9 protein-coding genes are annotated in these 11,541 nt (G+C 64.8%); all 9 read left to right on the plus strand.

Annotated features, from left to right (window positions below; all coding sequences use genetic code 11):
- Positions 1-8: 8 nt before the first annotated feature.
- The 9 genes from EB812_RS08895 (at position 9) to ahbA (ending at position 11,470) form a co-directional block, all read left to right on the plus strand.
- On the plus strand, positions 9-905 hold the full coding sequence (locus EB812_RS08895; RefSeq protein WP_118230120.1) for an agmatinase family protein: 897 nt from the start codon (positions 9-11) through the stop codon (positions 903-905).
- Positions 902-1,735 carry a 3-methyl-2-oxobutanoate hydroxymethyltransferase gene (panB, locus tag EB812_RS08900; RefSeq protein ID WP_118230119.1) on the plus strand — a complete coding sequence of 278 codons (834 nt, stop codon included), beginning with the start codon at positions 902-904 and terminating at the stop codon, positions 1,733-1,735. Before EB812_RS08895 ends, panB begins: the two co-directional genes overlap by 4 nt.
- A gap of 379 nt (positions 1,736-2,114) precedes the next feature.
- The gene (gene recA / locus EB812_RS08905; protein ID WP_118230118.1) at positions 2,115-3,197 is read left to right on the plus strand and encodes a recombinase RecA; all 1,083 of its coding nucleotides are present in this window, start codon (positions 2,115-2,117) and stop codon (positions 3,195-3,197) included.
- A gap of 84 nt (positions 3,198-3,281) precedes the next feature.
- Positions 3,282-5,957, plus strand: coding sequence for an alanine--tRNA ligase (gene alaS, locus EB812_RS08910; RefSeq protein ID WP_118230117.1), 2,676 nt, complete (start codon positions 3,282-3,284; stop codon positions 5,955-5,957).
- 13 nt (positions 5,958-5,970) lie between these two features.
- Positions 5,971-7,152 (plus strand): 12,18-didecarboxysiroheme deacetylase, encoded by a 1,182-nt coding sequence (gene ahbC / locus EB812_RS08915; protein WP_118230116.1) that lies wholly within the window; start codon positions 5,971-5,973, stop codon positions 7,150-7,152.
- 265 nt (positions 7,153-7,417) lie between these two features.
- Complete coding sequence (locus EB812_RS08920) at positions 7,418-8,554, plus strand: metallophosphoesterase (RefSeq protein WP_118230115.1); 1,137 nt, start codon at positions 7,418-7,420, stop codon at positions 8,552-8,554.
- 167 nt (positions 8,555-8,721) lie between these two features.
- The gene (hemB, locus tag EB812_RS08925) at positions 8,722-9,708 is read left to right on the plus strand and encodes a porphobilinogen synthase (RefSeq protein WP_165450931.1); all 987 of its coding nucleotides are present in this window, start codon (positions 8,722-8,724) and stop codon (positions 9,706-9,708) included.
- Positions 9,708-10,958, plus strand: a complete 1,251-nt coding sequence (gene ahbD, locus EB812_RS08930; protein WP_165450932.1) for a heme b synthase — start codon at positions 9,708-9,710, stop codon at positions 10,956-10,958. Before hemB ends, ahbD begins: the two co-directional genes overlap by 1 nt.
- Complete coding sequence (ahbA, locus tag EB812_RS08935) at positions 10,955-11,470, plus strand: siroheme decarboxylase subunit alpha (protein ID WP_130958115.1); 516 nt, start codon at positions 10,955-10,957, stop codon at positions 11,468-11,470. The genes ahbD and ahbA overlap by 4 nt, the downstream gene beginning before the upstream one ends.
- The last annotated feature ends 71 nt before the right edge of the window (positions 11,471-11,541 follow it).

The following is an 11,541-nucleotide window of genomic DNA, read 5'->3' on the forward strand; positions in this document are numbered from 1 at the left end:
TGAACAGCATGCACGAGCATTTTCTGGCTTCGGAATATCCGCCCTGCCCGCCGGCACGCGCGGGCTTTCACATCATCCCCGTACCGCTGGAGCGCAGCGTTTCTTACGGCGGGGGCGCGGCCCAAGGCCCGGCGGCCCTGCTGGCCGCCTCGCAGCAGCTGGAAGCCTGGGAAAGCGGCCTCGCGCCCGGCGAGACAGGTTTTTATACTGCCCCGCCCGTGGACTGCACCGGCCCGGTGGCAGAGGTGCTGGACCGCATTACGGCCGCCGTTGACACGGCTCTGGACTGTGGGGCCGTGCCCGTGCTGCTGGGCGGCGAGCACACGGTCACCCTGGGGGCCCTGCGCGCCCTGGCGACGCGGGCAAAACAACGCGGTGAGCCTTTGGGCGTGGTGCAGTTTGACGCCCACGCCGACCTGCGCCAGAGCTATGAGGGCGACCCCTATTCCCACGCCTGCGTCATGTACCGGGCTGCGGCGGACCTGGGCCTGCCCTTGGTCCAGTTTGCCGTGCGGGACTTTTGCCGCGAAGAGGCCGCCACGCGCGAGCGCCTGGGCGTGACGCACTACGACGCACGCTTCCTGGCCCGCGTGGGCCTGCCGGAAAAACCCTTTCCCGAAGGATTCCCCCACAATATCTACATCACCTTTGACCTGGACGGACTGGACTCCTCCCTCATGCCGGCCACGGGTACGCCCTCGCCCGGCGGCCTCAACTGGCGCGAGGCCCAGTTCATTCTGGAACGCTGCGTGGCGGGCCGCCGGGTGGCGGGCCTGGACGTGGTGGAGCTGGCCCCCATACCCGGCCTGCACCACGCGGATTTTACGGCGGCCAAGCTGACCCACCTGCTCATGGGCCTGGCCCAGGCCGCCAACGACCAACAACCTGCGGAGGCACGCTCATGAAAAATACGGCAGTCACCTTTCGAGAAGCCAAGGGCGGGGAAAAACTGGTCATGATCACGGCCTACGACTACAGCACGGCCAGGGTCATGGACGCCGCCGGGGTTAACGCCATCCTGGTGGGCGATTCCCTGGGCATGGTCATGCTGGGCTACGAAGACACCCTCTCCGTCACCCTGGACGACATGATCCGCCACTGCGCCGCCGTGGCCCGCGGCACACGCGAAGCCCTGGTGGTCTGCGACATGCCCTTCATGAGCTACCACACGGGCGTGGAAGAAGCGGTGCGCAACGCCGGCCGCCTCATGGTCGAAGGCCGCGCCCAGGCCGTCAAACTGGAAGGCGGGGCGGACTTCTGCCCCGAAGTGCGCGCCCTGGTGCGGGCCTCCATCCCGGTGGTGGGCCATCTGGGCCTCACCCCCCAGTCCGTCAACGCCTTCGGCGGCTACAAGGTACAGGGCAAAACCCCCCTGGCCGCCCAAAAACTCCTGGACGACGCCCGCGCCCTGCAGGACGCCGGGGCCTTCGCCCTGGTGCTCGAATGCGTTCCCGCCCCCCTGGCCGCCAAGATCACCCAGGCCCTGACCATCCCTACCATCGGCATTGGCGCGGGCGCGGACTGCGACGGCCAGGTGCTCGTCTGGCAGGACATGACCGGTATGACCCCCGGCAAACTCCCCCGCTTCGTCAAACGCTTCGGAGAGGTGGGCCAGGCCCTGCGCGGCGCTGTGGAAGCCTACGCCCGCGAAGTGCGCGCCGCGGCCTTCCCCGCTGAAGAACACGTCTATCCCCTGCCCGAAGGCGCCGAAAAGGCTTTTCGAAAGCTGAAGTAGACGGGGAAGAAGTGGGGGGAAGGAAACTTTCGTGAACAAAAGTTTCCTTCCCCCCACACCCCCTATCCTTCAAAAAACTTTTTCCCTCCCGGCAATATGCCGGGCGTACCCTGAACGGGGTAACAAGGGTGACGTCAGAGAAATTTATTTTTTCAATATACTATTATCAGGGAATATTATCTCCTGGAAAAGCCTGCGTCCGGGCTGTGGGCGACGGCAACGGCACAAAATAGCCACCCCCGTTTTTTCGCCCTCTTCCCCACACAAAAATCCCGACCGCACGTCTGCAACCGCCTCCGGCCCGGCCGGAACATTTGCCATGCGAGGGCGGCTTTGGTATGCTTGACAGCTTGAAGGCATCTTTACACGGAGTACACATATGGCCAGAAAACCGGCCCTCAGTCCTGCGGACGCGCGCGCCGAGGCCTTAGGCACGGCGCTTTCCACTATTGAGCGCAAATACGGCAAGGGTGCGGTCATGAAGCTCTCCGACGAGGCTCATGTCAACATCCCTGTTATTCCCACGGGTTCCATCGGTCTGGACCTGGCCCTGGGGGTGGGAGGCATTCCGCGCGGGCGCATCACGGAGATCTTCGGCCCGGAATCTTCGGGCAAGACCACGCTTACCCTGCACATCATTGCCGAGTGTCAGAAGCAGGGCGGCACCTGCGCCTTTGTGGACGCGGAGCACGCCTTGGACGTGGGCTATGCCAAAAGGCTGGGCGTCAACACGGACGAGCTGCTCATTTCACAGCCGGACTACGGCGAGCAGGCTTTGGACATTGCGGATATGCTGGTGCGTTCCGGCGCGGTGGATCTGGTGGTGGTGGACTCGGTGGCCGCGCTGATTCCCCAGGCGGAACTGGACGGCGACATGGGCGAAACGCAGGTGGGCGGTCACGCCCGGCTCATGTCCCACGCCATGCGGCGGCTTACGGGCACCATCCACAAGTCGCACACGTCGGTCATCTTCATCAACCAGATCCGCATGAAGATCGGCGTCACAGGCTACGGCAGCCCGGAGACCACCACCGGCGGCAACGCCCTCAAATTTTACGCTTCGGTGCGTATGGACATCCGCCGCATCCAGACCCTCAAGGACAAAGAAGAGTCTTTCGGTTCGCGCACCAAGGTCAAGGTGGTCAAAAACAAGGTGGCCCCGCCCTTCCGCAGCGCCATTTTCGACATTTTGTACGGTCAGGGCATTTCGCGTTCCGGCGAACTCATCGACCTGGGCATTGAGGCCAAGGTCATTGAGCAAAGTGGCTCCTGGTTTGCCTTTGGCGCGGAAAAGCTGGGCCAGGGACGTGAAAAGGTGCGCGCCCTGCTGGACGAAACCCCCGAACTGCGCAACCAGATTGAAGCCAAGGTCGTGGAGTTTCTGGGACTGCACCCGCAGGAAAGCCTTCCTGACGGCGAGGAGCTGGACGAAACGCCGCCCCCCGCCCCCGACTACGACTGATCAGGCCCTTAATTTCGGGCAGAGGACGCCGCGCCGGGGGCGCGGCGCGCCCTGCCGCGCGCAGCCTTGCACTACGGAGCCACTATGCTCACCGCCAAAGAAATCCGCCGCCGCTATCTGGAATTTTTTCAGCGTCACCAGCACGCCATTGTGCCCTCCGGGCCCATCATTCCACCCAACGACCCCACCCTGCTCTTTACCAATGCGGGCATGGTGCAGTTCAAAAAACTTTTTCTGGGCGAGGAAAAGCGCGACTACAGCCGCGCCACCACCTGTCAGAAATGCCTGCGCGTTTCCGGCAAGCACAATGACCTGGAAAACGTGGGCCGCACGGCGCGCCACCACACCTTTTTTGAAATGCTGGGCAACTTTTCCTTTGGCGACTACTTCAAACGCGAGGCCATTGCCTGGGCCTGGGAGTTTGTGACCAAAGAACTGGAACTGCCCAAGGAAAAGCTCTGGGTCACGGTCTACCGCGAAGACGATGAGGCCGCCGCCCTGTGGGCCGAGCTGGCCGGTCTGCCGCAAGAACGCATTGTGCGCATGGGCGAGAAGGACAACTTCTGGACCATGGGCGATACGGGCCCTTGCGGCCCCTGCTCCGAAATCTATGTGGACCAGGGCGAAGAAATGTCCTGCGGCCCCCACTGCGGCATCGGCCAGTGCGACTGCGACCGTTTTCTGGAAATCTGGAACCTGGTCTTCACCCAGTTTGACCAGGCCGCCGACGGCACGCGCTCACCCCTGGCCCGGCCCAACATCGATACGGGCATGGGCCTGGAGCGCATGGCCGCCGTCGTGCAGGGCAAGCGCTCCAACTTCGACTGCGACCTGTTTCAGGAGATCATCCAGTACGCAGCGGGCCTGGCGGGCGTAAGCTACAGCTACAGCGCGCCGGACACCAACGACGTGGATACGGCCCTGCGCGTCATTGCCGACCACAGCCGCGCCGCAGCCTTTCTTATTGCCGGGGGCGTGCTGCCCTCCAATGAAAGCCGGGGCTATGTGCTGCGCCGTCTCATCCGCCGGGCTTTACGCTTTGCCACCCTCATGGGCGTACACGAGCCCTTCATGTACAAAGTGGCCCGCAAGGTCACGGAGGTCATGGGCGACGCCTATCCCGAACTGACGGAACATGCCGATTTTATCGCCCGCGCCGTGTTTGAGGAAGAGCAGCGCTTTTCCCTCACGCTGCAGAAAGGCCTGGAGCTGCTGGACGAAGAGCTGGCCGCCCTCAAGGCCGCGGGCAAAACGCGCATCCCCGGCGACTTCTGCTTCAAACTCTACGACACTTATGGCTTCCCCCTGGACATTGTTACGGACGTGGCCGAAAAACGCGGCTTTACCGCCGACGCGGCGGGCTTTGAAACCCACATGGCCGCGCAGCGCGCCCGCGCCCGCGAGCACCAGAAAAAAGGCGGCCTGCTGGGCCAGGCCGGAGCGGGGGCCAATCCCTTCCAGCCTCTGCTGGACGCGGGCCTGACCAGCACCTTTGTGGGCTACGAGCGTCTTACGGCCCAAAGCCCGGTCACGGACCTGCGCAACGCGGCGGGCGCGGCCGTGGACCTGCTGGGCGAGGGCGAAACAGGCTATGTGGTGACGGAAAGCACGCCCTTTTACGGCGAGGGCGGCGGGCAGGCCGGAGACGCGGGGCATCTGCGCTCCGCTTCAGGCGCAGCCACGGTGCGCACCACCCTCAAGCCCGCGCCCACCCTGTTGGTGCACGAAATTTATGTGGATTCGGGCGAACTACGCTTGGGCGACACGGCAGAACTGACCGTGGACGCCGACCAGCGCGCGTCCACGGCCCGCAACCACACCTGCACCCATTTGCTGCACGCGGCCCTGCGCCGGGTGCTGGGCAGCCACGTCAAGCAGGCGGGCTCACTGGTGGACGGCACGCATCTGCGTTTTGACTTTTCCCACATTGCGGCCCTGACCCCTGAAGAGCTGGCTGCTGTAGAGCGCCAGGTCAACCGCGCCATTCTGGCGGACATGCCCGTCAGCACCAAAATCATGCCCGTGGCCGAAGCCATGGCCAGCGGAGCCATGGCCTTGTTCGGCGAAAAATACGGCGATGCCGTGCGCGTGCTGACCGTGGCCGACCCGACGGCAGACGCGCCGGAATCCGTGGAACTGTGCGGCGGCACGCACCTTTCCCGTACGGGCGAGGCCGGTTCCTTCCTGATTGTTTCCGAAAGCGGCGTGGCCGCCGGGGTGCGGCGCATTGAAGCCGTCACCGGCTGGAACGCCTATGCCCGCGCCGTGGAGCAGCGGGCCGAGCTGGCCTCCCTGGCCGACCTGCTCAAAGCCCGGCCGGGCCAGCTGGCCGAGCGGGTGCAGGCCCTGCACGGCGAAATCAAGAAGCTGCGCAAGGCTTCGGAAAAGGCCGCCCCGGCCACGGGCGCGGACCTGGTTTCGCAGGTCAAGGAAGTCAACGGCCGGCGTCTGCTGGCCGCCCGCCTGGACGGCGTGCCCATCAAGGCCCTGCGCGGCCTCATGGACGACGTGCGCGCCCGCCTGCCGGAAAAGGCCGTGGCCTGCCTGGCCACGGTAGAGGACGGCAAGGTGGGTCTGCTTGTCTATGTTTCCAAGGATCTGCACAACACATTTACGGCCCCGGCCCTGATCAAGGAAGTCGCGGCCCCGTGCGGCGGTTCGGGCGGCGGACGCCCGGACATGGCCCAGGCCGGCGGCACCAGGCCCGAAGGCCTGGAAGCCGCGTTCGCCCTGTTACACCAGCGCCTGCTGGACGCATGAGGACATATACGCCATGATCGGCATCTCCAAACTCTACTGCGGCCAGGTGGAACCCTCCGACGCCCTGCGCTACGGGCGGCAATCGGGCAAGCTGCCCTCCCATCTGCTGCAATTTTCCAAGGATAAAAAACCCGTTGTGGTCTGGAACATGACCCAGCGCTGCAACCTCAAGTGCGTGCACTGCTATGCCAAGGCCGTGCCCGTGGACGGCGAGGACCAGATCAGCACCACCCAGGCCAAGGCCATGATCGACGATCTGGCCGCCTACGGCGCGCCGGTCATGCTTTTTTCCGGCGGTGAGCCCCTGGTGCGCAAAGACCTGGTGGAGCTGGCCAGCCACGCCACGGCCAAGGGCATGCGGGCGGTCATCTCCACCAACGGCACGCTCATCACCAAGGCCAAGGCCCGCGAACTCAAGTCCGTAGGGCTTTCCTATGTGGGCGTTTCGCTGGACGGCATGGAGCCCGTGCATGACAAGTTCCGCGCCGTGCCGGGGGCCTTTAAAAAGGCCCTGGAGGGCATTGCCAACTGTCAGGCCGAGGGCCTCAAAGTGGGCCTGCGCTTTACCATCAACAAGCGTAACGTGGCTGAAATTCCCGGCATCTTCCGCCTGCTGCGCGAACTGGAAGTGCCCCGCGCCTGCTTCTACCACCTGGTCTATTCCGGGCGCGGCTCAGACCTCATCAAGGAAGACCTGGACCACAGCGAAACCCGCCAGGTGCTGGACCTCATTATGGACGAAACCCGTGCCCTGTTTGACGCGGGCAAGCCCAAAGAAATCCTCACCGTGGACAACCACGCCGACGGCCCCTACGTCTGGATGCGCCTCAAGCGCGAAGACCCCAAACGCGCCGAGGATGTTTTTGAGCTTCTCCAGTACAATGAGGGCAACAACTCCGGCCGGGGCATCGGCTGTATCTCCTGGGACGGCAAGGTGCACGCCGACCAGTTCTGGCGGCAGCACGTCTTCGGCAATGTGCTGGAGCGCCCATTCTCCCAGATCTGGGACGACCCCGACATTGAACTGCTGCACCAGCTCAAGGACAAAAAAACCCACGTCAAGGGCCGTTGCGCCAAGTGCCGCTATCTCAACATCTGCGGCGGCAACTTCCGCGCCCGCGCCGAAGCCTTCTACGGCGACATCTGGGCCCAGGATCCCGCCTGTTACCTTACGGACGAAGAAATAGGACTGTAAGGGCGCGTTATTGCGGGGAAGGAAGCGTCGGGGCCCGTGCAAAACGGCACGACCCTGACGTTGCCTCCCCCATCCTGCAAAAAATCCTCTTTCCGCACAGCACAGGGGGCCCCCCCCCGGCCGGACACAAAAGCCAGCGCCGGCGCCCCCGCCCGCCCCCAATGCCAGCGCCGCACGCCGTTCCCCCGGCCAGACGATCCAGAAACATGCCAGCCACGCCGCTTTGTCCCGCAGTTTTCGCGGGTCGGAACCGGCAGCAGGGTTTATGATACTCATCCATCTTTACGGTGTCCTGCTCTTCTTCTACGTGACCTTCCGGCTGATCCTGCCCGCGCCTTTGCCGCCCCGGGGCAAGGCTCTTGCCGCAACGCTTGCCCTGCTGGTCTCGCAGTACCATCTGTGTGTCCGTTTCCTGTCCGGTTCGCTCAGCTCGCCGGAGATGCCCTACTTTGTGCTGGCGGCCTTCAGTGCGGCCTTCATCGTCATGACCGTCATTTTCGCCCTCTTGCTGCTGCGCGACGGCCTGCGGCTGGGGCTCCTGCTTGTGCGCAAACTGACGTGCCGGCGCAGCACGCCCTTTTCGCCGGGCAGGCGGGCCGTTGCCCTGGCCGGTCTGGGGCTGACCGTGGGCGCTTACGGCTTTAAAGAGGCGTTGCGGATTCCGGCCGTCAAAACAACGGAAATTTTTTTGCGCCGCCTGCCCGCCGCGCTGCATGGCCTTGTGGTTGTGCAGCTTACGGACCTGCACGCCTCGGCCCTGCTGCACGCGCCCCGCGTGGCGGCCATTGTGGCGGCCGTCAACGCTCTGCGCCCGGACCTCATTGTCTGCACCGGCGACCTGGTGGACGGAACCACCACCAACAGGGACGCCGACGTGGCCCCGCTGGGGCTGCTGCGCGCCCGCTACGGGGTGTATGCCTGCGAGGGCAACCACGAATATTATGCCGACTATGCCGGCTGGATGCGGCATTTTGCCGCCCTGGGCCTGCCCCTCCTGCACAACGCTCATACGGTTGTGGACATTGGGGGAACCCCCCTGGTCATTGCGGGCCTCAATGACCCCATGGCCCCCCTCTTCGGCAGGCCCGGCCCGGACCTGGAAAAAGCCTTGGCCGGAGCTCCGGCCGGGGCCGCCACGCTGTTGCTGGCGCACCAGCCCGTAGGCGCGCGCGAAAACGCCGCCCACGGCATTGACCTGCAGATTTCCGGACACACGCACGGCGGGCAGATGCTGGGCTTTGACCAGATCGTCGCCGCCCGCAACGACGGATTTGTCCGCGGGCTCTATGATGTGGACGCCATGCGGCTTTTTGTCGGCCCCGGCGTGGGTCTGTGGGCGGGCTTTCCCGTAAGGCTCGGCGTGCCCGCCGAAATCAGCCGGCTTGTGCTGCGCACGGCCTGACCCGCCAAAAACCGGCGGGCAAAAACGGCGCAGCAGGACACGCGACACGTCTGCTTGCGCCGTCCCGCCCTTGACAGGGCGCTTTGCCCGCAGGACAATGGCAAAAACTTCTCCTTGGCGCGCCGCCGTTTTTAGCGCGCCCGGCGAACATAACAAGGAAGCACATCATGAACGCATTCCACAGGGGCCGCCGCCTGCGCTGGACCCCGGAGCTCCGCACCCTGGTCCGCGAAACTCCGCCCCTCCTGAGCGAAGACCTGATCATGCCCTATTTTGTGGTGGAAACCGCAGACGCGGGCCTGCGTAAAGAAATTCCCTCCATGCCCGGCCAGTACCAGCTCAGCCTGCAAGAGCTGGAAAAGCAGGTGGCCAAGGCCGTGGATACGGGCCTCACGGCCGTGATCCTGTTCGGCATTCCGGCCGTTAAGGACGAACAGGCCAGCGGAGCCTATGCTGAAAACGGCATTGTGCAGCAGGCCGTGCGCCTGCTCAAACAGCGCTGGCCCAAGCTGCTGGTCATCACCGACGTCTGTCTCTGCGAATACATGAGCCACGGCCACTGCGGCGTGCTCATGCCCGACGGCGCGGTACTCAACGACGCCACCCTGCCCCTGCTGGCCAAAACCGCCGTGAGTCACGCCGAAGCCGGGGCCGACATGGTGGCCCCTTCGGACATGATGGACGGCCGCGTGGCCGCCATCCGCGAGGCCCTGGACCAGGGCGGTCTGACGGAAACGCCCGTCCTTTCCTACGCCGTCAAATACGCCTCGGCCTACTACGGCCCCTTCCGCGACGCGGCCGAAAGCGCCCCGGCCTGCGGCGACCGCAAGTCCTACCAGATGGACCCGGCCAACGCCCGCGAGGCCCTCATTGAAGCCCTGGCCGACCTGGAAGAAGGCGCGGACGCCCTGATCGTCAAGCCCGCCGGTCCGTACAGCGACATTATCCGCACGGTGCGCGACCACGTCAGCGTGCCCCTCTGCGCCTACCAGGTCAGCGGCGAATACTCCCTCATCCGCGCCGCCGGGCTTAACGGCTGGGTGGACGAACGCGCCGTCATGCTCGAATCCCTCACCGGCCTCAAGCGCGCAGGCGCGGACATGATCATCACCTATTTTACCGAAACCCTGCTCAAGGAAAGGCTGGTCCGCTGATGTCCCACCACTGCCCCCCCCCAGGCCTGAGCGGCAACCCCACCTGCGGCCTGCCCGATGTTGCGCCCCCCGCTGAGGAAGGGTCTGCGGCTTTGGCCGGGCATCCCGGCGGACACACTGCAGGCGGACATCCCGGAGCGCACAAGGGCGCGCACAAGGGCGGACCCGCCGCCCTGCCGGACGGCAGCCCCGTGTGCCGGCTCATTGCCTGGGAAGTGACCCGCTCCTGCAACCTGGCCTGTAAGCACTGCCGGGCCGAGGCCCATCCGGAGCCCTACCCCGGCGAACTTTCCACAGCCGAGGCCAAGGCCCTTATCGACACCTTCCCCCAGGTGGGCCGTCCCATCATCATCTTCACGGGCGGCGACCCCATGATGCGGGCCGACGTCTACGAGCTGGTAGCTTATGCCCACGCCAAGGGCCTGCCCTGCGCCTTTTCGCCCAACGGCACCCTCATCACCCCGGAAACGGCGGCCAGAATCAAGGCCGCCGGGGTCAACCGCTGCTCCATCTCCATCGATGGACCGGACGCGGCCAGCCACGACAGCTTCCGCGGCGTACCCGGCGCTTTTGAAGCCAGCCTGCGGGGTATAGAATACCTCAAAGCCGCGGGCGTGCCCTTTCAGATCAACACCACCGTCACCCGCAACAACCTGAGCAGCTTCAAAAAAATCTTCGAGCTCTGTGAGCGCATCGGCGCGGCGGCCTGGCACATCTTTCTGCTGGTGCCCATGGGCCGCGCCTCTGGTCTGGCCGACCAGGTCATCTCGGCTCAGGAATACGAAGACGTGCTGCACTGGCTCTACGACTTCCGCAAAGGCACCAGCATGCACCTCAAGGCCACCTGCGCGCCGCACTACTACCGCATCATGCGCCAGCGCGCGCGGGAAGAAGGCCTCAGCGTCACGGCCGAAACCTTTGGCATGGACGCCCACACCCGCGGCTGTCTGGGCGGCACGGGTTTCTGCTTCATCAGCCATGTGGGCCAGGTGCAGCCCTGCGGCTACCTGGAACTCAACTGCGGCAACGTGCGCACAACGCCCTTTCCCGAAATCTGGCGCAGCAGCAAGTATTTTCTGCAGTTCCGCGACCAATCCTGTTACAAGGGCAAATGCGGCGTGTGCGAGTATCACAAGGTCTGCGGCGGCTGCCGCGCCCGCGCTTACAGCATGGACAATGACCACATGGGCGAAGAGCCCCTCTGCACCTATATTCCGGCAAAACTGCGCCCCAAGGGAGAGAAAGCATGACCCAGGCCCGCGAAAAAGCCACGGATACGGCCACGCCCCAGGAGACCCTGGACCGCACGGACAGACAACTGCTGGACATTATCCAGACGGCCTTTCCCCTGGCTCCGCGTCCCTACGCCGTGCTGGGGGAGCAGCTGGGCATCAGCGAAGAGGAAGCCTTTACGCGGGTGCGCGCCCTCAAGGCCCGTAAGATCATCCGCCGCCTGGGGGCCAACTTTCAATCCGCCAAGCTGGGCTATGTTTCCACCCTCTGCGCCGCCAAAGTGCCGGAGGCGCGCATGGCCGCCTTTGTGGAGCGCGTCAATGCCGAACCAGGCGTCACCCACAACTACCAGCGCGAACACGCCTATAACATCTGGTTCACCCTCATCAGTCCCTCGCGGCAGGACGCCCAGGCTACCCTGGACGCCATCAGCCGCGACACGGGCGTGGACATCCTCAACCTGCCCGCCACCAAACTGTTCAAAATCCGCGTAGATTTCCGCATGGACACCTCTGCGGACGAGGCGTAACTACGCCCTGCGCCGCAGCTTTTTTCGCGGCCAAGGGCACGGCGGGCAGGAATCCGGTCAACCTGTTGTTA

This window comes from Desulfovibrio legallii (assembly GCF_004309735.1).
Classification (GTDB): Bacteria; Desulfobacterota; Desulfovibrionia; order Desulfovibrionales; family Desulfovibrionaceae; genus Desulfovibrio; species Desulfovibrio legallii.